At 43.5% G+C, this 24713-nt stretch carries 17 protein-coding genes; 15 read left to right on the plus strand and 2 right to left on the minus strand.

What is annotated here, in order from left to right; genetic code table 11:
• The first annotated feature begins 200 nt into the window (after positions 1-200).
• Positions 201-1880 (plus strand): DUF3298 and DUF4163 domain-containing protein, encoded by a 1680-nt coding sequence (locus BLV86_RS04540; protein WP_090815283.1) that lies wholly within the window; start codon positions 201-203, stop codon positions 1878-1880.
• Between the two features lie 169 nt (positions 1881-2049).
• Here the strand turns inward: BLV86_RS04540 and BLV86_RS04545 are convergent, their stop codons facing one another.
• Positions 2050-2265 carry a CopG family transcriptional regulator gene (locus BLV86_RS04545; protein WP_242873235.1) on the minus strand — a complete coding sequence of 72 codons (216 nt, stop codon included), beginning with the start codon at positions 2263-2265 and terminating at the stop codon, positions 2050-2052.
• 230 nt (positions 2266-2495) lie between these two features.
• On the opposite strand from BLV86_RS04545, the gene BLV86_RS04550 reads away from it, so the two are divergent.
• From BLV86_RS04550 to hpf, 7 genes are all read left to right on the plus strand, one after another.
• On the plus strand, positions 2496-3431 hold the full coding sequence (locus BLV86_RS04550; protein ID WP_090815284.1) for a hypothetical protein: 936 nt from the start codon (positions 2496-2498) through the stop codon (positions 3429-3431).
• A gap of 243 nt (positions 3432-3674) precedes the next feature.
• On the plus strand, positions 3675-5225 hold the full coding sequence (locus BLV86_RS04555) for a zinc ribbon domain-containing protein (RefSeq protein WP_090815285.1): 1551 nt from the start codon (positions 3675-3677) through the stop codon (positions 5223-5225).
• Positions 5226-5257: 32 nt separating this feature from the next.
• Positions 5258-5815, plus strand: coding sequence for a zinc ribbon domain-containing protein (locus tag BLV86_RS04560; RefSeq protein WP_090815286.1), 558 nt, complete (start codon positions 5258-5260; stop codon positions 5813-5815).
• 439 nt (positions 5816-6254) lie between these two features.
• Positions 6255-7055: an SDR family NAD(P)-dependent oxidoreductase gene (locus BLV86_RS04565; RefSeq protein WP_090815287.1), complete on the plus strand. Its 801-nt coding sequence runs from the start codon at positions 6255-6257 to the stop codon at positions 7053-7055.
• 570 nt (positions 7056-7625) lie between these two features.
• Complete coding sequence (locus BLV86_RS04570) at positions 7626-8903, plus strand: N-acetylmuramoyl-L-alanine amidase family protein (protein ID WP_090815288.1); 1278 nt, start codon at positions 7626-7628, stop codon at positions 8901-8903.
• Between the two features lie 262 nt (positions 8904-9165).
• The gene (locus tag BLV86_RS04575) at positions 9166-10239 is read left to right on the plus strand and encodes a C40 family peptidase (protein WP_242873236.1); all 1074 of its coding nucleotides are present in this window, start codon (positions 9166-9168) and stop codon (positions 10237-10239) included.
• A gap of 198 nt (positions 10240-10437) precedes the next feature.
• On the plus strand, positions 10438-10968 hold the full coding sequence (gene hpf, locus BLV86_RS04580) for a ribosome hibernation-promoting factor, HPF/YfiA family (RefSeq protein ID WP_031550612.1): 531 nt from the start codon (positions 10438-10440) through the stop codon (positions 10966-10968).
• Between the two features lie 161 nt (positions 10969-11129).
• Here the strand turns inward: hpf and BLV86_RS04585 are convergent, their stop codons facing one another.
• Positions 11130-13571 carry a glycoside hydrolase family 94 protein gene (locus BLV86_RS04585; RefSeq protein WP_090815289.1) on the minus strand — a complete coding sequence of 814 codons (2442 nt, stop codon included), beginning with the start codon at positions 13569-13571 and terminating at the stop codon, positions 11130-11132.
• Between the two features lie 305 nt (positions 13572-13876).
• Here BLV86_RS04585 and BLV86_RS04590 point away from each other — a divergent pair, with 305 nt between their 5' ends.
• The 7 genes from BLV86_RS04590 (at position 13877) to prfB (ending at position 24657) form a co-directional block, all read left to right on the plus strand.
• On the plus strand, positions 13877-14899 hold the full coding sequence (locus BLV86_RS04590) for a LacI family DNA-binding transcriptional regulator (RefSeq protein ID WP_031550607.1): 1023 nt from the start codon (positions 13877-13879) through the stop codon (positions 14897-14899).
• A 67-nt stretch (positions 14900-14966) separates the two neighbouring features.
• Entirely contained in the window at positions 14967-16322 is a 1356-nt protein-coding gene (locus tag BLV86_RS04595; RefSeq protein WP_090815290.1) for a type 2 periplasmic-binding domain-containing protein, read from the plus strand.
• A gap of 138 nt (positions 16323-16460) precedes the next feature.
• Positions 16461-17372, plus strand: coding sequence for a carbohydrate ABC transporter permease (locus BLV86_RS04600; protein WP_090815291.1), 912 nt, complete (start codon positions 16461-16463; stop codon positions 17370-17372).
• A 116-nt stretch (positions 17373-17488) separates the two neighbouring features.
• Positions 17489-18343: a carbohydrate ABC transporter permease gene (locus BLV86_RS04605; protein ID WP_031550602.1), complete on the plus strand. Its 855-nt coding sequence runs from the start codon at positions 17489-17491 to the stop codon at positions 18341-18343.
• Positions 18344-18517: 174 nt separating this feature from the next.
• The gene (locus BLV86_RS04610) at positions 18518-20521 is read left to right on the plus strand and encodes a glycoside hydrolase family 3 protein (protein ID WP_090815292.1); all 2004 of its coding nucleotides are present in this window, start codon (positions 18518-18520) and stop codon (positions 20519-20521) included.
• Between the two features lie 203 nt (positions 20522-20724).
• Positions 20725-23361 (plus strand): preprotein translocase subunit SecA, encoded by a 2637-nt coding sequence (secA, locus tag BLV86_RS04615; protein ID WP_090815293.1) that lies wholly within the window; start codon positions 20725-20727, stop codon positions 23359-23361.
• 156 nt (positions 23362-23517) lie between these two features.
• Complete coding sequence (prfB, locus tag BLV86_RS04620; protein ID WP_330373101.1) at positions 23518-24657, plus strand: peptide chain release factor 2; 1140 nt, start codon at positions 23518-23520, stop codon at positions 24655-24657.
• Positions 24658-24713 lie beyond the last annotated feature (56 nt).

A 24713-nucleotide genomic window follows, 5' to 3' on the forward strand; every position in this document is an offset into this window, starting at 1 on the left:
GAGTTTGTTCACTTTGGTTTTTACCTTTTCCTTAGTACACATCACCCAACTCCAGGTATACATATACTCAGAACAAGAGAAAAAAGCAAGCGAAAAAAGCTTTTGTTATTTTTGTTTTCCTTATCCTTTCTGAATGATATAGTAGATACGGTGACTAATGTTCATCGAAAGGAAAAGAAAGAAACAGAACGGAGGTAATTATGAAAAGAAATATCAGGAAAATGTCAGCTCTTGTCATTTCGGCAGCACTTTTGATGTCCGGATGCGGCGGAACGACAACTACTAACAGTTCTACCGAAGCACCGGCAGCAACTGCTGCGGAGACTACCGCTTCAGCTGAAACAAAAGAGGCGGAAACATTGGCCACAACTGAAGCTGCCAAGGAAACTAATGCAGAAGCCGCTGAAGAAAGCGGTGAGGTGCAGCTCATAAATGCCGGAATAGAAACAAACTATGAAAGTATTTACTCGGATACTGACAGAAAATATTTAGGCGGAGGCTACTATCCGGAAATAACTCTTGGATCCTATGTGAACGGAGAGTATGTTGAAGGTAACGAAAACCACCCTGAGCTTGTAAAAGCTATAGACACCTATAATAAGAATACGGCCGAAAGCTTCAAGTCTGATATGGATTCTGCAAAAGAACTCGCAGATGAGGATCCCCGTTTTAAAGAAGAGGACAACGAAGGCTACTCATATTCTGTAGACATGGATGCTTCTATCGAACGCTCGGACTCAAACATTTTCAGTGTGTCCGCATCAAACTATTCTTTTTTGGGAGGTGCTCACGGCAACACCGTCATCACCGGATTTAATGTAGATCCCAAAACCGGCGAGGTGCTCAAGATTTCAGACGTTGTTACCGATAAAGACGCTTTCATTGACGCTGTTGATAAGCAGCTCCACGAAGAGTACCCTGACATCGAAGAAGGCCTCGTTGTAGAAGATCTCAAGACCGCCATCAGCGATTTGTATGACGGAAAAGATGATATGAATCTTCAGTTCTACATGACACACGATGCACTGGTTACAGTATTTTCAGCTTATGACATCACAGCCTATGCCTACGGACCCGAGTTCGTTTCACTGTATTATACTGACTCGGCTGACTTCCTTAATGAGAAGTATCTGAAGACCACCAAAGATTATGCTGCCGAGATTGGTTTGGATGCTCCTTTCTCATTTGAAACAGGAGATGGTACAAAGAAATCCATCACAGTTAATTACCTGGAGCCCATAGGAGATGATGAGTATGCTTCAGAGTACACACTTCGCATGAGCCTTGATGGCAAGGAGTATACAGAGAAACTGGAAAGCATTTACGGTATGCGTGCTTATATCCTTGTAAAAGACGATAATGCTTACATCTATCTCGATATGAGCTCTGACAATGACTGGCATATCACACAGATTTATGACATTAACGGATCCGAGATCAAAAAGGTTGGTGATTTCACAGAAGAAGCTTTCTACGATGTAAAACCTATAGATCCTTCTGATTTCATTATGTCCTCCAGAGGCGGTCTCTTAAGCACCTACGGTATATTCCGCCATTACGAAATGGACGCTGACGGAAAGCCTGTTCCTCTTACAAATGCCTGGTGGATCGGTCGTGATTTCGACCTCACCCTCAACCAGCCTCTTAAGCTCAGCGTGATGGATGAACTCACAGAGGACTGCAGCGATAATGGTACCGAAACAGAGCTTCCTGAAAAAACAAAACTCATACTGATACGCACCAATGAACTTGACTGGGTTGATGCCCGTACACCGGACGGAAAGATTGCAAGAATCTATGTTGATACTTCCGACTGGCCCCGTAAGGTAGACGGCATCGAAATTGAGGAAGCTTTCTCAGGAATTGTGTTTGCGGGATAAACATTATATAAATCCATTTTTCACTCAACACAAGGGGCGCTGACCTGGCGGTCTGCGTCCTATATATATATCACTTAATAATAATGCTTTCATTGAAAAACCCACAAAAATGAAAATGATGAGATGAAAAAAGAACTCGGCTTTAAAAAGCCGGGTTCTTTTTTGTTTTTCAGTTTTCTTCTATTTCGCAATTTGCACAGGCATACTCCAGGAACATGGATATCAGTTCATTTCTGCTATAGCCTGCCTGATCTGAAATTCTTGTAAGGTTCTCATAGAGTTCTTCCCTCAAGCGTATAGAAAACACCTTGTAACCATCGTCACCTTTAGCTTTTGCTTTGGATTTTATAATAAGTTTATTATTTGTGATTGATATTCCTGCCATGACATTAACTCCTTTTAACAGGAATTTTAAACTTAAAAGGCAATGTGTTGATATGCTCATATAACTTATATTTAATATGTTATTGTCGATGTTATATTAGTAACATATATTATGTTTGTTGCCGTGGATATTATAAAGGAGCTCTAATCGTGTTTACACTAAACAACATTATATGTTTAGTGATATTTCTGAAGGTTTTGTAGGAGCCAAAATAGAGCATTAGAGGAGCTATGGAAAATACAACTTTCAAAGAAAAGAATAGTAATGGGTGTTTAACTGTATGTTTAAAAGTATGTTCATTAATTATTAATATTTTTCTTATTGTTATTATCTTATATGTATTTAGAACATTTGAAAACAAAAATGCAGCGATTCAATCTATTAAAAATAGTGTGTTCGATTATTATGATGAAACTAAATCTATAGGTTCTGTCTTAGATTCAACTATGTTTGAAACTAAGTGGGATTACCGTCATGATCAAGATAAAAAAGTAACCTTTGTTTACTTTACCGGTACTGATCCCAAAAGGAGAAAATGGAAAATTACTTTTAAGATTAAAGATGATAGTGACTATTTGAAAATGAGTGAGCTCACATGTGACGGTTATAAATTTTCGTCACTTACTGAAAATTCCAAGTTCTCGACACTCATTCAAGCTATTTACGATGATAACTTTGATTTTGATCCGAAGGCAATAAAAAAGGGTATTCAGAACGAGGTTGTTGCAGAGGAGCAAACAGAAGATATTGAGGCTAAAACAAAAGAAAGCGAGGGCATGGAAGTATATTTCGGGGGCACATATTATGTTGTTCCTGCATATTCAAATGAATCTGAGGATACATACAAAAAATCTTGTAACTATCTTGATAATTATAATAATTTCTTGCGATATACTGAAGAACGCAAAGATAAACGTTATCGTATAAATTGTGTGGTATCGTCAGTCAATAGAAAAGGGAAAAATAATTCCTTTGATATATATTATTGCCTTGAAGATGACTATTTTGGGTATTTCTATGTCATAGACTATCGAAATACCGATACAACAAGAATCCTTGAAGGTGATTATATTACATTATACGGAGAATTTATTGGTTTTACGCCAGAGCCGGAACATCCATTATTCGCAATGAAATACGCAGATATCTCTGGAATACAACACTGATGCAGAATCGTCTTACGAGTTTAAAACGTAGCATGGAATCCGGATGATGGTGCAAGAAGCTTACTTACACTCGTATTGAAATATATGCAAGACATGGATGTCAGTTCATTTCTACTGGTGACTGCCTAATCTGAAATTCTTGTAAGATTCTCTTATAGTTCTTCTCTTAAGCATATAAAAAACACCTTATCACCATCTTCGTTTTTTCAGATTTCATATGTAAAGATCAAAAGGAGGCTTACCATGTTCTGTACAAAATGTGGCGCAGAGATCCCTGATAGTGCACAATTTTGTCCCCATTGTGGATTCAAAATTATCAACTTAGACAATATAAAAAAAGAAATTTCGGATCAGTCAAATATCACTCAGACCAGTGGTTCAGGAATTACTGATAATGAAGTTTCTCTTGATGAATTAAAACCAGTAATAGGGAAAAATATTGATTATTATATAGAACAATTTGATAGGATACAAAAAAGCGGAAAAGCCGGATTTAATTTTTCAGCTTTTCAGTATAGTATTTTTTTATTTCCTTATCGAAAATGCTACAAACTATTTGTATTTTCTGTATTGTCACTGATGCCGTTTATTTGTGGCTGTATTTTGATAATTCTAGGTCCATTCTATGAGTTAGAATACTTTTCTATAATAGGCGTTATATTATTTTTGCTAGGATTACTTTGGTGGGCCATTGCTTCAATTTGGTTTGGTATCGTTTTTAATAAAAAATATTATCAACATTGCATAAAGGTACTTTCCTTGGGAGATACAAAAAACTATGGCACTTCAATAACTAATACTTCCTACTCGTTCGTATTATTGTTTCTGATAATATGCATTTGTAATTTTTTTAGAAATGATCCAAATGTTTTTGGTTATTATCAAAAATCTAATACAACTACTAAATCGAAAAATGAAACTTCCGTCGCTCAACCAACATCAACCGAAAGCATATCTTCAACTGATGAGTCTCCGGATAACTTAAAATCCGATTGGCTTTCATCATTTGATGATCGTATAGATTTAGTTCGTAATGGTTCCCCGATATGGCTTAGAGATATTACATATGACGAAGCTTACGGGCATTTCTATTCTAATCCCAGATGGAGAGCATTTGATTCAACCGAAGGTAAAAGTATAGTTGAGTTTAGTGGTGACTGTGCTTATAATGATGAACCCGCCGAAGTATACATCCAATTTGAATTATTTGATGATGACACGTTCAGTTTTTCATATTGCTCCCTTGCTCAGAATGACAAAGAAGTAAACTGTGATTCATCAATAATTGTGCAACTGATGTATAATCCCTTTGAATCCTATTCAAATGACGTTTTAGGCAAAGAGATTGATGAATCCACTCAGGAAATGATCGTATCAACGTATTATGAATTATTGGCTCAAGAGACTTACAACGAAGATTCATCAAGCACAAATGACTTAAATGCTTCCGAAATGAATGATCCTGTCGGAATATATGTTGGAGATGACGGTGTTATGATGATATATGACGAAGACGGACCATTGGTCGGTTATGTTGAAATATCTGAAAATTATTATGGAACCTATGATGTCTCGGTAGTGGACAGCTATAAAGGCGCTCCTTTTGGAAATGTAGATTCTATTTACGCAAATACCCCGTTTTATATTACTGATTACTACAAGGGCCATGCAGATACTCGCACACTGATATTTGACGGCTATGACACGTTATATGTAACGGATGAACATCAGGATACAGTAGTTTATCACAGAATAACCGATGACATAAAAAACCATATAAATTATAACTATTAAAATGTGAATTCCCTAAGGAAAAGGAGGAAAAAATGTTTTGTCCTAAATGTGGTAAGAAGGTTAATGATGGTGCTATGTTCTGTCCAGATTGTGGAAGTCCCATAAGTGGTTCTTCCGGAATGAATGAATGGCAAAATCCGAATAATCAAAGTTCACTAAAAAATTCCGCTTCAAGTGGACTGGATTTAAAACATGTGGATACTATTTTATCTATTGCAGGAGCGTTATCTTGGATATTATCATGCTTTTTACCATATGTTTCTGCAAGTGTTTTTGGGTATGAACAGTCACAAACTCTTATAAACGGAGGAGATGGTTGGTTTTTTATTGTAATCTCTGCCGCTATACTAATTGTTTTGCATTTACATAAGTATATAGTTTTCTATGTATTAGCCGGTTTGGGCGTAGCGCTTAATATTTTTGAAGTAACACATACATCGAACATTTTAGCGGAAGCTGATATTTACTCTGGTTTTATACACAAAGGTTCTGGTTATTATATTTTGATCTTGGGATCAATTCTTCTTGTTGCCGGAGTTGTGTTGACTTTTTTGAGAAAAAAGAACGAGCAGAATAACCAATGGACATGACAAACCATATAAATTATAGCTTTTAAAAACAGCGCCGATGTGGCTTAAAACCACATCGGCGCCTTCATTATCTTTACGTTTTATCATCAGTCATCAATCATTGACACACGAATATATGTTTGTTAAAATCCAAGCAGTGCTACCAGTAACTACGGTAGGCGGTTAGCCCTCTATTTGGAGGGATTTGTAAGACCCTCCGGAAAGGAGGGCTCCATGGTTACATACGGAGATTTATTCCAACTTGGAATTCTGATATTTGCGATCATTGGTCTCGTTTATGAGATAACAAAAAATAACCACCAGTCCCAACTGAACGGTTATTTTTGTTAAATAAAGCTTAGGGCTAACCGTCTATCGGTAGCACTTCTTTTCAATTAATATATTAACATCGCTGTATATCTTAGTCAATACAGCGTCAAACCACAGGAGATATCAAATTATGAAAACAGCTATCGTAACCGGCGCTTCCCGGGGAGTGGGGAAGGCTACGGCAGAAATATTGGCACAAAAGGGCTACAGGCTCATCATAAACTGCCGTTCAAATTTTGATCTTCTGGAGGAAGTGGCGGAGAAGTTAAGAATCTGCACTGAAGTCAAAACCGTTCACGGTGCCATCACGAATGAAGTTTTGAAATCGGCACTAAAGATTGATCTTGATTCCGCCATGCCGGTTCTTACGGAAGATGATATCGCAAACAGCCTTGACGAAGTTACCTCAGGCAATGATTCAAATCAATCCGAAAACACTAACGAAATCCTGCTTGTGAACAACGCCGGCATTTCCACCTTCAATCTCTGTCAGGATGTTACCGACGATGAGTTCAGTAACATGCTTAGTTCCAATGTCTCCGATATGTTCAAGCTCACCCGCTCAGTGATTCCTTACATGCTGAAAACCGGGTGCGGCCGCATCCTGAATGTTTCCTCAGTCTGGGGAGTCTCAGGGGCCTCCATGGAATCGGTTTACAGCCTGACTAAAGGGGCTGTCAATGCCTTCACCAGGGCGCTCGGCAAGGAGCTGGCACCAAATCATATTCCGGTTAATGCTGTGGCCATCGGCTGCGTCGACACAGACATGAACGGTTGGATGTCTCCGGAAGACAGAGCTGCAGTGGAAGATGAAATCCCTTATGGTCGCATGGCGACACCGGAGGAAGTGGGAGAGTTCATTTACCTTCTCGCTCAGGCACCACGGTATCTCACTGCTCAGGTTATACAGTTTGACGGTGGTTGGATTTGAACCCTTCATTTGTAACAGTTCAGCCGGTGGACCAGGCTTTTGCTTGACTCATAATCTGCTTTACGGGGATATGAGTCATGTAGAATCGGATTTGGCATTGACTCATATTCGGTGTTTTGGTGATATGGGTCATGTAGAATCGGACTTGGCATTGACTCATATCTGGTGTTTTGGTGATATGGGTCATGTAGAACCGGACTTAGCATTGACTCATATCTGGTGTTTTGGTGATATGGGTCATGTAGAATCGGACTTATCATTGACTCATATCTAGTGTTTTGGTGATATGGGTCATGTAGAACCGGACTTGGCATTGACTCATTTCCGGATTTTAGTGTCTTGGGTCATGAAGCAGCAGAACTTGAAAAACTACTCCTCATTCACACACCATGTTCCACAGGCTGAACTGTTACCTGTTTTGTAATCTTTATGAAACTTTAAGGCTTTATCACTTGCCGAAGTAATCTTTAAAGAGTATAACTTCACATTGTGAATATTTGTTTTCCAAAAGATTCAAATACCGTTGATATATATACGCCATCATTTCCGGATGGCAGAGTGAGGTCAAGTATGAAAAAAAATTTCAAAAAAACATTGATTTTATCCGCAACCGCCTGCACAGCACTTGCTTTTTCCCTTAGCGGCTGCAAGAAGTCTTATAAAGCAGAGTTCTCCGAGACTTCAGCCGCAGTTTCCGTAGAAGAGGGAACTCTCGCAGATACAGAGAACAATGTTCTCCCCAACGAATCTGCAACTGTTGCAAGCAACGTCGGTCCTACAGTTCCGGCTGCCAACTCTGACACACAGGCTGCAGCAGCCACCGAAACACAGGCTGCTTCCGTTCTCGAAACCACAGCAGCAGAAACAGCTGCTCCCATAAACTTTGAAGACCGTGATGAAAAAGTTTATATTACGACAGATAATGTAAACATTCGCTCATTACCACAGACAGAAACAGGCGAGGTACTTGGTAAAGCCAACACCGGAGACAGCTTCCACCGTACAGGATACAGTGATCAGAAATGGAGCAGAATCGAGTATAACGGCCAGACCGCATTCATCAGTTCTGAATTTACTACCACCGAAGTGGTTGAAAAGAAAACCTCTGAAGCTGTAGCATTCAATCCGGATTGGGAGTTCGGCCAAAATTCAATGATCAATTCCGGCACCGCAACTCTTTACTATGCAACAGGCAGCAACAAGAAAGGCATAACCGTATGCGTAAATGCCGGTCACGGCACAAGCGGCGGCGAGAGCGTAAAGACACTTTGCCATCCCGACGGTACAAAGAAGGTTACAGGCGGCAGCACTGCAGCCGGCAATACCCACGCAACCGCAGTTTCTTCCGGAACCACCATGAAAGACGGAACCTCAGAGGCTTATGTAAACCTCAAGGTTGCCAAAGCTTTGAAAGACGTCCTTCTCGAAAGAGGCTACAACGTTCTCATGATCCGCGAGAGCGAAGATGTACAGCTCGACAACATTGCCCGTACAGTCATGGCAAACAACCGTGCTGACTGCCATATCGCCATCCACTACGACTCAACCGAAAAAGACAAAGGTGCTTTCTTCATGAGTGTAGCTGACGGCATCAAGGGCATGTATCCCGTTTCCGAAATCTGGCAGGAGAGTGACCGTCTGGGTTCAAATGTCATCAACGGTCTTTCCGCAAATGGTGTAAAGATTTTCAGCGACGGTGCAATGCAGATGGATCTCACTCAGACCAGCTACTCAAAGATCCCGTCCATCGACCTGGAACTTGGTGACAGAGTCTCTGATTACAGTGATTCTACGGTTGCTGTTCTTGCAAAGGGAATCGCAGACGGAATCGACAGTTTTTATTCATAAGCATTAATCAGTAAATATAAGGGTTTGTCCATTCTTTTTAGAATAATTTTACACAGTAAGTAAAACGTAAAACATTTAAAAAGATTCTTCAACAGCAGGTGTGATACCATAATGATGTGATTAAAACATCAGAGAATATCACACCTGCTGTTTTGTATTTTAATCATTTTCCGAAATCTGCACTATCACAGTCGCTAAGCGGCTGAATAAATCAATATATCAATTTACAGTTCCTTTTGTACGGAACACCTGGGAGATCATTTTGAAAAACATCACATACAAACATATAGCTTTATATACAGCTCTGACCATAACCATAGGCAGCCTGACCCCCGGCATGGTATCCTATGCCGAAGAGGCTGAAAAGTCTTCATCTGTGACAGCGATAGTTGAGGCATCTTCTACAACATCAACTGCCAAAACAACAGAATCCAAGGCTTCCTCATCAAAGACAAAAGAATCAAAATCATCCTCAACCTCTTCATCCGATTCCTCCGGGGAAGTTCTTCTGGAAATAGGAGACGGTCCTGTTGATGATGCAGAACTTGGCATCACTTCCGATGAGGATCTGGCAGCTATTACAGATGGTTCCATGATTCCGGAATATAACATTACAAGCATTGATGAGACCACTTCCAATGTAGTAACCGAGAACTATGCAGTGGCAAAGGACTCCGGCGCGAAAGAAACAATCACAGAGACATCCTCTGTATCCGGTTCCGAAGATAAGCTTCTGGAAATAGCAGACGATGTTGACGATTTTAGTGCCTTCAAGACAAAGGTATCCAATATGGCTGATGACTTTACCAGTTTTGTATCAAACATAACAGGGCAGTCAGGCAACTCAACAACTTCAGGTTCTGATGACACAATAGCCGTAAACAATGCACCTTCATCGGAGACAACTTCTATAGTTTCCGCTGTGAACAAAGTTGTTAATGCAGGCACCGCTGTTCCTACCATTGCCACAACAGCAAGCCGCCAGGCACTTATCAACTACGCAAAACAGTTCCTTGGAAATCCGTACGTATACGGAGGAACTTCACTTACAGACGGTGCCGATTGTTCCGGATTTGTTCAGCAGATCTTCAAGTATTTTGGCATCAAAACCGGAAGATCCTCAAGAGATCAGATTGAAAATGCCCAGTCCATAACCTTTGAGGAACTGCAGCCGGGAGACCTGATATTCTACGCATCAGGCGATTATGTAAATCACGTTGCAATCTATGCCGGCGACGGAGTTATCATCCATGCCGCAAACACAAGAACCGGAATCTGTACCGGAAGATACGACTACAGGGAGCCATACGCTTACGGAAGATTCATCAACAACTAAAACCCTGTAAATACTGTAATATCAAGTCCCAAATCATTGCAGAGGCATTGATTTGGGACTTTTTTCTGTCATCCGCCACCACATTAATAAAAAATTCATTTTTTGAGTGTAATAAAATTGGAATTATATTTTTATCGGTGGTATAATCTAGGTATCTCAAAAGATATTTGAGAAATCTATATAAGGGAGCGTGATTCCATGAAGTTTAATATCACGGGCAGAAACATTAACGTATCAGATGGCATGAAAGACCAGATCGACAGAAAGCTCGGAAAGTTGTCCAAGTTCTTTAAGGAGGACACCATCTGCAATGTCACTCTCTCTACTGAGAAGAATATGTACAAGGTAGAGGTAACCATCCCTGTTAAAGACGGGGTGATCCGCGCAGAGGAAACCACCTCAGATAAATTCCAGTCATTGGATCTGGTTGTAGACATCATCGAGCGTCAGATCCGCAAGTATCGCACCAAACTTCTCAACAGACATCAGGCTGCAGCCGATTTCTCGGATGCTTTCAACGAGGAGCCTGATGATACAAATGAAGAAGAGATCAATATCGTTCGTACAAAGCACTTTGATCTCAAGCCTATGACTCCTGAAGAGGCTTGTCTCCAGATGGAACTTGTAGGACATGCATTCTTCGTATTCCAGAACGGCGATACCGGAAATGTGGCAGTTGTTTATAAGAGAAAAGGAAACAGCTACGGACTCATCGAGCCGGAGTATTAAGCTTCCATATTTAATCCTACATAAAAAAGGTTCGGGGCATAAAGCCCCGGACCTTTTTCTGTTAAACCACCGGAGAAAGTTTTCTACGTTTCACCGAGGACGATTCTCTGCGAAAAGAAACACCCCCTGTGAAATCCTTTGGTTAAATTCTGATAATAGTTTTACATCTCAACTACAACATCGTATTCCTTAACCGCTGCATCAAACGGGATAACATTACCCTCACAAACCACACCGTTTACGGTAAGCTTCTTAACTCCCTTTTGGGAACCGTTGGTGTGAACATTGATTCTGTAAACCCCGCCGCGGAACTTTCTCGTAAGGGTGAAATCTCCGAAATCCTCCGGTACACACGGATCAATAGAAAGCCCCTTATGTGTAGGATAAACGCCCAGAATATACTGGGAAACATTTACAAAGGTCCAGGCCGCAGTTCCCGTAAGCCAGCTGTTCTTGCCCTGACCGAAGAACTTCGCATCCCTTCCGGCCACCATCTGGGAATAAACATAAGGTTCTGTACAGTGAACTTCACTTATGTCCTCTATGAAAGCAGGGCAGGTCTTTTTGTAAATGTCAAATGCTCTGTCACCGTGACCGAGAACCGTTTCCGCTATGGAAACCCATGGGTTATTGTGGCAGAAGATACCGCCGTTCTCCTTGTATCCGGGCGGGTATGAGCTTACCTCACCAAGTTCAAGATGATACTTTGTATATGCAGGCTGAAGGATCATTACACCATACTTTGTATCCAGCTTTTCTTCAACGCTCTTCAATGCTTTTTCCGCAAGTCCTTCCTTAACACCGATGCCTGCGAGAGTGCAGAAGCCCTGAGGCTCGATGTATATCTGACCCTCTTCACATTCTTTTGAACCAACCTTCTTTGATTCCGCATCGTATGCTCTCAGGAACCAGTCGCCGTCCCATCCATATTCGAGAACCGCATCATAAACCTTTTTAACTTCAGCGCGGGCTCTTTCGGCCTCAGCATTATCATGAAGGAGCTCTGCAAGCTGGGCATATTCCTCTCCATACTTCACGAACATTCCGGCTATAAATACTGATTCCGCAACCGGTCCTTCTGATGGTCCGAAGGTCTGGAATGATTCCCCGGGATGCTCGGAAAAACAGTTAAGGTTCAGGCAGTCATTCCAGTCAGCACGTCCGATGAGCGGAAGACCGTGAGGTCCCTTATGAGTTGCGGTAAAGTTGAAGGAACGCTGAAGGTGATTCATAAGTGACTGTGCTGTGGTCATATCATTATCAAAAGGCACAGACTCACTGAGAATCGAAAGGTCACCCGTCTCTCTTACATATGCACTTGTTCCTGCAATCAACCACAAAGGATCATCATTGAAGCCCGAACCAATGTCTGAATTCCCCTTCTTGGTCAGCGGCTGATACTGATGGTATGCACTGCCGTCCGGGAACTGTGTGGAAGCAATGTCTATGATACGCTGTCTTGCTCGGTCCGGAATGAGATGCACAAAGCCCAGAAGATCCTGGCAGGAATCTCTGAAGCCCATGCCTCTTCCGATACCTGACTCATAGTAGGAAGCAGAACGGGACATGTTGAAAGTAACCATGCACTGATACTGATTCCAGATGTTAACCATGCGGTCAACCTTTTCGTTTTCGGAAGAAACATGATAGATTCCCAGAAGCTCATTCCAGTATGCACGAAGCTCTTCAAAAGCCTTTTCAACCTTGTCCTCGCTGTCATATCTCGAAAGCATCTCGAAGGCTTTCTTTTTGTTTATAACAGACGGTGCTTCCCACTTATCATTTTCTTCATTCTCTATGTATCCCAGAGTAAATATAAAGGTCCTTGATTCACCCGGCGCAAGACTCAGATCTATCTGCTGTGAAGCGATGGGAGACCAGCCACTGGCCATAGAGCCTGTGCATTTCCCGTTAACGACAGCATCCGGGTGATCGGGTCCGTTATAGGCTCCCAGGAATGCGTCACGGCTTGTATCAAAGCCGTTTACCTTACTGTTCACTCCGAGAATGGCATAATGATTTCTTCTTTCCCTGTACTCTGTCTTGTGAAATATGACTGAGCCTTCACCGGAAACCTCAACCTCACCGGTGCTTAAGTTTCTTTGGAAGTTCTTCATATCATCATCTGCATTCCAGAGACACCACTCTACATAAGAGAAGAGTGACAGTTCTGCCGAAGTATCACCCTTGTTTGTAAGAGTTATACTTGAAATCTCACAATTATCCTCCATTGGAACAAAGCTAAGAAGCTCTGCTTCAATTCCGTCCTTTAATGATGTAAATCTGCTGTATCCAAGACCGTGACGGCACTCATAGCTGTCAAGCTCAGTCTTTACAGGCTGCCAGCCCGGGTTCCAGACAGTATTCCGGTTTCTGTCCTTTACATAGAAATACTTACCGTTATTGTCATAAGGGACATTGTTGTATCTATACCTTGTAAGGCGGAGAAGCTTAGCGTCCTTATAGAAGGAGTAGCCTCCGCAGGTGTTAGAGATCAATGAAAAGAATTCCTTATTGCCAAGATAGTTTATCCAGGGCAATGGTGTCTTCGGAGTGGTGATAACGTACTCACGGGCAGCGTCATCAAAGTAACCGTATTTCATATAATGCCTCCGTTTAATACTTAATCGTTTAAGTTGGATATAGTCGGATTATATAGTCGATATCGATATTTATCAATAGAAAATTTCAAAATTTATCAGAAAACGTTTACTTGATATTCCTCTAAAATCAGAAAAAACCTTGCTCCGGTTCTTGGTATGATCGCATTTTTTGACGAGATGCCGCCACATAAACCAGTATTGCTGTGAATGATTCACAAAAAAATTAAAAATGGTATTGCATTCATCGACATATTGATGTATATTGGCATTACGAAAACGATTAAGTTAAACGATTGGAAAACAACATGGCTAAAAGAACAGTATCTTTAAAAGACATTTCCAACACCTGCGGCGTATCGATAGCAACGGTGTCAAAAGCCCTGAACAACCATCGCGACATAGGCGAGGAGACTAAGGAGCACATCCGGAAGGTTGCGGAAGAGCTTGGTTACAGGCCAAACGCTGCCGCCCAGGCATTAAAGACCAACAAAACCTACAACATCGGAGTATTGTTCGTGGACGAAGCCCACAGCGGTCTTACCCATGATTATTTCTCCCATGTTCTGGACAGCTTCAAAACAACCGCTGAGGCCAATGGCTACGACATCACCTTTATAAACTCAGGGAAACGGAATGACAACAGCACTTATCTTTCACATGCCTTATACAGAGGCTTTGACGGAGTTGTCATCGCCTGCGTGGACTTCTACGACCCCCAGGTTTATGAGCTTGTGAGCAGCAGCATACCGGTGGTGACCATCGATCACATGTTTGACAACTGTATGTCCGTTCAATCCGACAACATAAAGGGCATGCGGGAAATGCTCCATTATATATATGACCAGGGTCACAGAAGGATCGCATATATACATGCCTACGAAAACACTTCCGTAACACAAGGAAGACTCGCCTGCTTCTATAACACCATGCAGGAGCTTAATGTTTCGGTACCTGACGAATACATGATCACAGCGCCCTACAGAGATACCGACAGAACCTATGAGGCAGCAAAGAAGCTGCTGGATCTGGAAAACCCGCCCACCTGCATCATCTGTCCCGATGACTTTTCCTGCTTTGGCTGTATAAATGCAGTAAGAGAGAGGGGGCTTAGGATTCCCGAGGATATTTCCATAGCAGGTTACGACGGGATCGAGCTTGCGAGAAGGATAAGCCCAAGACTTACCACAGTTGTACAGGATACTAAAAAGCTGGGTTCCCTTGCGGCAGAAAAGCTTATAGCGCTTATAAACAACCCGAAAGGCACTCTCATCGAGCATCTGCTTGTTGAAGGGAAGCTGGATAAGGGAGGATCGGTTTCAAAGTTATAACAAACTACCGGCAAGAGCCGATAGATCAAACACTATACATAATAAAAAACAATGGAGGCAATCAGTTATGAGAAGATCAATGCTAGGATTATTACTTTCAGCCACAGTGGCAGCAAATGTACTTACAGGATGCGGAGGCGGAAGCACTCCCGAGGCAACAACGGCAGCAGCTACAGAGGGTGCCGGAAAGGTTCTTAACATCGCAGCTTGGAACGAAGAGTTCAAATCCCGCCTTATAGACCACTATCCGGGATATGAAGAGGTTGACGGAACCACAGGAAAGATCGGCGATATAACAGTAAAGTGGCATATCACTCCAAACCAGGAGAATGCTTACCAGAACAGACTGGACGAGATACTTCTTGCCCAGGACAAGGCTCCACAGGATGAGAAGCTTGACCTTTTCCTGGTAGAAGCTGATTACGCAACAAAGTACACAGATACAGACTTCACAGTTCCTCTTACAGACCTTGGCATCACAGCAGAAGATATGAAGGATCAGTACAAGTACACTCAGGACGTTGTTACAGATTCAAAGGGCGTTATCAAGGGAAGCTCATGGCAGGGATGTCCGGGAGTCATGATCTACAACAGAAAAGCCGCTGAAGAAGTATTCGGAACACAGGAGCCGGAAGAGGTTCAGAAGCATTTCTCTGACTGGGACAAATTCAACGAATCAGCAGCACAGCTTAAGGACAAGGGTTATCATGTAATATCCTCCATGGCCGATACCTTCAGAATTTATCAGAACAATTCAAAGCTTCCATGGGTTACGGAAGATAAGAAGATCCAGGTTGATGACAACCTCATCAAGTGGGTAGAGGATTCAAAGGCACTTGTTGATGCCGGTTACTGTGATACTTACGACCAGTGGACAGACGACTGGACAAAGGGCTTCTATCCCGAAGGAAAAGTATTTGCTTACTTCGGACCTGCATGGCTCATCGATTTCTCTATGGCAAAGGATGTTGAAGGCTCTATCGCTCACGAAGGCGGCTGGGGTGCCATCGAAGGTCCTCAGGGCTTCTACTGGGGCGGAACATGGATCTGCGCAGCTGCAGGAACAGACAATGGAGACGTAGTTGCCGACATCATCAGAAAGATTACCTGCGACCCTGAAATCATGAAGGACATCGTTCTCAAGGACAACGATTTCGTAAACAACAAGCCTGTCATGGAAGAGCTCGCAAACGACGAATCTTATTCCAATGAAGTTCTCGGAGGTCAGAACCCTCTCAAGATGTTCTGTGCAGGGGCTGACAGGATCGACATGGCTAACCTTACAGCTTACGATCAGGGACTCCTTCAGGATTTCCAGTCAGCTATGGGCGATTACATCAAGGGTAATTACGATTCTATAGATAAGGCTATGGAACAGTTCTATACACTTGCTACAACAAGATACCCTGATCTTACCCGTTGATATTTCCGGTTCTTTAACATCATGAAAAATATTCTTTCTCACACATCATCTCTTTTTTCAAATCATGGTTATACAGCGGATTGCCTTCCGGAGGAAATCGGAAGGCAATCCAAGGCAAGACCACTTTGGAGGTTCCACATGGCTAAGAAGGCATCCGGCACAACTGCCAGATACAATCGCTGGGGTTATATATTTCTCATACCGTTTTTCCTGGTATATGTAATCTTCAGTTTCATCCCTTTGGCGTCAACCATCTATAACAGTTTCTTTGAGAACTATTATTCCGGTCTGACACAGATCGGCCCCAGATTTGTAGGAATTGAAAATTACATAAACCTTCTCTCATCACCGGAAATCTGGAAATATCTCGGCAACACTCTTATCATGTGGATAGGCGGATTTATCCCTCAGATCACAGTGGCTCTCATTCTTGCATACTGGTTCTCAGACCCAAGCCTTAAGCTTAAAGGTCAGAGTTTTTTCAAGACAGTCATCTATATGCCAAACCTTATCATGGCATCAGCATTTTCAATGTTATTCTTCGCTCTTTTCGCAGATGCGGGCCCTATAAACCAAATGCTTATAAGTCTCCACATCCTGAAAGAGCCATTCAAATTCATGAACAGCATCGCAGCATCCAGAATACTGATAATGCTTATGAATTTCCTTATGTGGTTTGGTAATACAACCATTCTGTTACTTGCAGGCATGCTGGGAATCGACGGTTCCCTTTACGAAGCGGCAGAAGTTGACGGAGCAAGCGCTTCCCAGATTTTCTTCCGCATCACCATGCCGATACTCCGTCCGATCTTCATCTATGTTCTCATCACTTCACTTATCGGCGGACTTCAGATGTACGATGTTCCTCAGATCCTCACAAACGGAAAGGGTACACCGGCAGGTTCAACCACAACAGTTATCATGAACCTGAACCAGTACTTAACAAGCAAGAATTTCGGAATGGGCGGCGCCCTTTCAGTCTATATGTTTATCATCACAGGCATACTCAGCTTAGTGGTATTCAGGATAAACAGTGCAAAGAAAGATTAATGTGAATATTCCTGTTCACCACATTCAGTTCCGCCGGTCAAGGGACTGAACTGAGATTAGTAAAAACAAATCATCATCTGTGCCGTCGACGAAAGGGCGGCAGAACGGAGATAATAATGGAAACTCATGCAAGCAGCGGCCTTCCTGTCGGGACCAGAAGAGCCATAGCCTATGTGGTACTTGGCATTTTTACATTTCTGTGCCTCATATGGTTTTACATACTTCTCATAAACGCAACAAGATCACATGCAGAGATGACCCGTGGTTTCACCATGCTCCCCAGCACTCATATCTTTGAAAACTGGGAAAACCTGGTAAACGGAACCATACCTATAGCAAAAGGGTTTGTAAACAGCCTTACAGTATCTGTTTGTTCCTCAGTCCTTTGCGTATACTTCTCAGCTATGACAGCCTACGCCATCAATACCTACAGATTCAAAGGAAGAGATGCCATAGCAGCATTCATACTGGCCATCATGATGATCCCGGGACAGGTTACAGTCCTTGGCTTCATCCAGCTCATCAATAATATGAAGCTCGATGATACCATTATCCCGCTCATCATCCCTTCCATAGCTTCACCGGTTACTTATTTCTATTTCAGACAGTACATGGCAAGCAACCTTCCCATGTCACTGGTCGAGGCGGCAAGAATCGATGGTTCCGGAGAATTCAGAACCTTCAACACCATCATCATGCCTCTCCTGAAGCCGGCAATCAGTGTTCAGGTTATCTTCAGTTTTGTGGGCAGCTGGAACAACTACTTTACACCGGCCCTCATTCTTCACACCGATTCCAAAAAGACACTTCCGGTTCTTATCGCACAATTACGAGGTGCCGACTGGCTCAGATTCGATATGGGACAGGTTTATATCATGATAGCTGCCTCCATTTTCCCGGTAATCGTAATATATCTTTTCTTATCTAAATATATCGTAGGCGGTATCACTTCAGGTGCCGTTAAGGGATAATGTAAAAACTCTTCGGGATCATCTTAGTCCATGATTAACCACAAACATGGCTTGGATGATCCCGTCTTATAAAAACACATACTACACAATAAACAGAAACCGATCAGCTTTACCCATGACCGGGATGATTCCGTTTCTAATAATATATTGTTGAATATTGCAAAGGATGAAACTATGACTAAAGAACAGATAGAAGAGCTCGTTCAGAAGATGACTCTGGACGAAAAGATCGGCATGCTTCACGGAAGCGGATTCTTTCACAATGACGGAGTTGAGCGTTTTGGTGTCCCTCCGCTCATCACCTCCGACGGTCCCATGGGCGTAAGAGGAGAGTTTTATGACAGCAAATGGATATCCCTCAACTACCAGGATGATCTCGTGACCTACCTTCCCTGCAACAGTGCACTCGCCAGCACCTTCAACAGGGCCCTTGCTCATGATGAGGGTAATGTTCTCGGCGCGGAGGCCCGTGGCAGAGGAAAAGATGTAATCCTTGCTCCGGGAATAAATCTCAAAAGAAGCCCTCTTTGCGGAAGAAACTTCGAGTACTTCAGCGAAGATGGATACCTCACCTCAGAGCTTGCCATCGAGTTCGTAAAGGGTGTTCAGGAAAATGATGTAGCTGCCTGCGTTAAGCATTTCGCTTTAAACAACCAGGAAACCGAAAGAATGGGTGTGGACTCCGATATAGACGAGGAAATCTTCAGAGACACTTATCTCGAGGTTTTCAGAAGAGTCCTGCTCGAAGGCGGCGCCGGCTCCGTAATGGGCGCCTACAACCGTGTTTACGGTGACTACTGCTGCGAAAACAAGTTCCTTCTTGACACAATCCTCCGTGAAGAGTGGAACTATGACGGTGTTGTGATCTCCGATTGGGGCGGGGTCCACGACACCGAAAAAGCAGCCACCGCAGGCTGTGACCTGGAAATGTCCGTAACAGACAACTTCGACGAATACTGCTTCGCCGAGCCTCTCAAAAAGATGGTTCAGGAAAAGAAGATAGACGAGAGTGTTATAGATAAGAAGGTTTTCCGACTCCTTCTTCTCATGGATAAGCTCCATATGCTTTCCGGAAAGAGACAAAAAGGTTCCTACAACACAGATGAGCACCATAAAACCGCAGCAAAGATCGCAGCAGAGTCTCTGGTGCTCCTCAAAAACGAAAGCCACGTCCTTCCTCTGGATCCGGAAAAACAGCGACGCATCCTCGTTGTAGGTGATAATGCCATAAGGCAGCACAGCCTCGGCGGTGGAAGCGCAGAGATAAAAGCACTTTATGAAATAAATCCTCTCCTTGGTCTCAGGGAACTCCTGGGCGGAAACACAAAGATCGACTATCTGTCAGGCTACGACGCAGACATTGCTCCCGACAGCACCGAAATCAACTGGCAGGAAAACAGTCTCGAAAAAGTAGATGTGGAGAGCAATGACCAGCTCAAAAAAGTCTCCGAGGAAAAGAGAGAAGAGGTACTCAAAGCATTAAGAGAGAACAACTATGACAGCGTCATCTACGTAGGCGGTCTCAACCATGTACTTGACAGAGAAGGCTTTGACAAACCCGACATGAAGCTTCCCTACGGACAGGATGAACTTATCAATTCCATCCTTGAACTAAGAAAAGACGCGGTCATCGTCCTCATCAGCGGAAGCTCAGTAGACATGAGCTCCTGGATAGACAAGGCAGACACCGTTCTCTGGTCCTACTACAACGGATGCGAAGGCGGAAGAGCCCTTGCCCGCACCATCTTCGGAGACATTAACCCGTCAGGAAAACTCCCGGAAACCTTTTACCTTGATCTCAAGGACTGCTCCGCTTTCAGCGTAGGAGACTTCGGCCGCAAAGATACCGTACATTATAAGGAAGGCTACGAAATCGGCTACAAGTACACCGACAAGCACAACATCCCTGTACTGTTCCCCTTCGGCCACGGACTTTCCTACACAACTTTCTCCCATAACAATGAAAAGCTCGAAGGCAGCACCTTAACCCTCACCGTAACCAACACCGGCAGCAGAGAAGGCGCCGAAACCATCCTGATCTTCGGTGACAACAAAAAAGCCCAGGTGAGAGAACTCATCGCCTTCGAAAAACTCCAGCTGCAACCGGGCGAAAGCAAAGAGATCAGTTTTTCAGTTCCCTTAACCCACGAAAACGCAGGCACAAAGAGAACACACTAATTACATTTCAGCCACAACGTAAGCAGGGCGTAGCCGGAGGGCATCCGGCTACGCCCTGCGCCCCATTTAGTTAAATCTCTCTAAACTTTCCCGCCCGTCTTGAAAAAAAAAGAGGTTAGTGATAGAATTTCATGGTTATAGCCGAAAGTAGAGTTAAAAGTGTGTGATTATAAACCTGCACACGGTTATTAAGGAGTATATAGATGAGTTTATTTGAGAAGGTTTTCGGTACCCACTCTGAACGCGAGCTTAAGAGAATTGAGCCAATCGTTAATAAAATACTTTCATATGACGAGCAGATGACTGCCATGTCAGATGAAGAACTGAAAGCACAGACAGCAAAATTCAAAGAGCGCCTTGCCAACGGAGAAACATTGGATGACATCCTCCCGGAAGCATTTGCCACTGTCCGTGAGGCCGGAAAACGTGTAAACGGCATGAAGCATTTCCCGGTACAGCTTATCGGTGGAGTAGTACTTCATCAGGGCCGTATCGCAGAGATGAGAACAGGTGAAGGTAAAACCCTTGTTTCCACAGCACCTGCATACTTAAACGCACTTGAAGGAAAGGGCGTTCATATCGTAACCGTCAATGACTACCTCGCTAAGCGTGACTCTGAGTGGATGGGACGTATCCATGAGTTTCTTGGACTCAAGGTTGGTGTTGTCCTCAATTCCATGACAACAGAGCAGCGTCAGCAGGCTTACAACTGTGACATTACATATGTTACCAACAACGAGCTCGGTTTCGACTACCTTCGTGACAACATGGCAGTATATAAGAACCAGCAGGTTCTTCGTGGCCTCCACTACTGCATCATCGACGAGGTCGACTCCGTTCTTATCGATGAAGCACGTACACCTCTTATCATTTCCGGCCAGTCCGGCAAGTCCACAAAGCTCTATGAGGTTTGCGATATACTTGCAAAACAGCTTCAGAGAGGTGAAGAATCAGCCGAGTTCAATAAACTCGATGCCATCCTCGGAGAAGAGATCGAAGAAACCGGTGACTTTATCGTTAACGAAAAAGAGAAGACTGTAAACCTCACTCAGGAAGGTGTTCGCAAAGTAGAGCAGTTCTTCCATATAAAGAATCTTGCAGATCCCGAGAACCTGGAGATCCAGCATTGTGTTATCCTTGCACTTCGTGCCAACAATCTTATGCACCGTGATAAGGACTACGTTGTAAAGGAAGACGAGATTCTCATCGTAGACGAGTTTACCGGACGTATCATGCCGGGTCGTCGTTACAGCGATGGTCTCCACCAGGCAATAGAAGCAAAAGAGCATGTTAAGGTAAAGCGTGAGTCCAAGACCCTCGCAACTATCACCTTCCAGAACTTCTTCAATAAGTTTGACAAGAAGGCCGGAATGACAGGTACTGCCCAGACCGAGGAAAAAGAGTTCCGTAACATCTATTACATGGATGTTATCTGTATCCCTACAAACCGTCCCGTACAGCGTGTAGACCTTGATGATGCGGTTTATAAGACAAAGAGAGAAAAATTCCAGGCTGTAGTTGATGAAGCAGTAAGAATCCACGAGACAGGCGCTCCTGTACTTATCGGAACCATCAACATCGACACCTCAGAGCTCCTTAGCGGAATGCTTAAGAGACGCGGCATCAAGCACAATGTCCTGAACGCAAAGTTCCATGAAATGGAAGCTGCTATCGTAGCAGACGCAGGTCAGCACGGCGCCGTAACCATCGCAACCAACATGGCAGGTCGTGGTACCGATATCAAGTTGGATCCGGAGTCACTTGCTGCAGGCGGTCTTCATATCCTCGGAACAGAACGTCATGAATCAAGACGTATCGACAACCAGCTTCGTGGACGTGCCGGAAGACAGGGAGACCCGGGACAGTCTCAGTTCTTCATCTCACTTGAGGATGATCTCATGAGACTCTTCGGTTCAGACCGTCTTATGGGCATGTTTGAAGCTTTAGGTGTACCCGAAGGCGAACAGATTCATCACAAGATGCTTTCCAATGCCATCGAAAAGGCACAGCAGAAGATAGAGCTTAACAACTATGGCATCCGTGAAAACCTTCTTAAGTACGACGAAGTAAACAACGAACAGAGAGATGTTATCTATGATGAGCGTTCAAAGGTTCTCAACGGAGACAACCTTCGTCCTCTTATCATCAGCTTTATACAGGAAATCATCGAGAACTACGTTGATGCCAATGTTGCAGAAGATTCCACTGCAAAGGATTGGGATCTCAGCGGCCTTAACGATACTCTGATGACCATTATTCCTCTGCCAAAGCTTAAACTTACAGAAGAACAGTTCAATACCATGACCAAGAACGAGTTTAAGCAGCTCCTCAAAGAGGAAGCAATCAAGCTTTATGAGCAGAAGGAAGCTGATTTCCCTAATCCAGAGCAGGTTCGTGAGATCGAAAGAGTCATCCTTTTAAGAGTCATCGACCAGAAGTGGATGAACCATATCGATGATATGGATCTCATGCGTGACGGTATCGGTCTCCAGGCTTACGGACAGAAGGATCCCCTTGTAGAGTACAAGATTCAGGGCTTCTCAATGTTTGAGGAGATGACCACAGCCATTAAGGAAGATACCATTCGCATACTTTACCACATCAAGGTTGAGCAGAAGGTAGAGCGTGAGCAGGTTGCTCAGGTAACCGGTACAAACCGTGATGACAGTGTAGCCGCAGCTCCCAAAAAGCGTGAGGTTCGTAAGGTATATCCAAATGACCCGTGTCCATGCGGTTCAGGAAAGAAATATAAGCAGTGCCATGGACGCAACGAGTATTTAAAGGCAATGAATCCTCAGAACGGCGCAAACCCGGCACCCGGCGATAAACCGGAGAACTGAAACAATTCGGTACTTTAACCCGCACCGTGACCATGCCGCGAAAAGATACTTTCGCGGCATTTTTTCATAAGTTTCTGAATAGAAACATTACAGTCTCCCAAAAAGACTGTAATATAGTCCTCACCTATCAAACGTTTATAAATAAAAGGAATTACTATGATCGTAGAGTTAGAGCAATACAAATTTGAACTTAATGGCAAAGAACAGTCACTGAAGGATCTCGGCGCTTCTCTTGACCTTGACAATAAACAGAAAAGAATCGTTGAGCTTGACCGAATGATGGAAGAGCCTGATTTTTGGGCAAATCCCGAAACTGCAAACCAGTATTCAACAGAAGCGCGTCGTCTCAAGGATGACGTAAAGGCCTACGAAGATCTCACACAGGCATACGAGGATATCGGAGCACTTATCGAGATGGCAGAAGAGGAAGATGATCAGGAAAGCGTTGCCGAAGTCAAGGAAATGCTTGATGAGTTCACAGAGAAGCTTGATGCCATGTCCACAAGACTTCTTCTTTCAGGTGAATATGACACAATGAACGCAATCCTTCGTCTCAATGCAGGAGCCGGTGGAACAGAGTCCAATGACTGGGCTGGAATGCTTTACCGTATGTACACACGTTGGGCAGAGCGCCATGGCTTCACCTACAAGATTCTTGATTACCTTGAGGGAGATGAAGCAGGCATCAAGTCAGCTACCATCGAGATCGACGGTCAGTACGCCTACGGATATCTCCGTTCAGAGGCAGGCATTCACAGACTTGTACGTATTTCACCGTTTAATGCCCAGGGCAAGAGACAGACATCCTTCGTATCCTGCGATATCATGCCGGATATCGAAACAGACATAGACATCGAAGTTCGTCCCGAGGACATTAAGATGGAAGTATTCCGTTCATCCGGTGCCGGCGGACAGCACATCAACAAGACCTCATCCGCTGTACGTCTCATCCATATCCCTACAGGTATCGTAGTAGCCTGCCAGGAAGAAAGATCCCAGGTACAGAACCGTGCCAAGGCTATGCAGATGCTGAAGGCAAGACTTTATCTCAAGGAAAAGGCCGAGCAGGAAGAGATGATCGCCGGAATCAGAGGAGAAGTTAAGGATAACGGCTGGGGTTCCCAGATTCGTTCTTACGTTCTTCAGCCATATCGCATGGTTAAGGATCTTCGTTCAGGCGAACAGTCTTCCAATACAGACGCTGTTCTTGACGGAGATATCGACCGCTTTATCACTGCATACCTTAAATGGATGCAGCTTGGCTGTCCCGACCGCAGAATCCAGGGAGACGACTAATTTAGTACTCACCTTCATATCTCCACTATACAGACATGGGGGCGAGTTTATCCGGC

The organism is Oribacterium sp. KHPX15 (assembly GCF_900107835.1).
Lineage (GTDB): Bacteria > Bacillota > Clostridia > Lachnospirales > Lachnospiraceae > Oribacterium.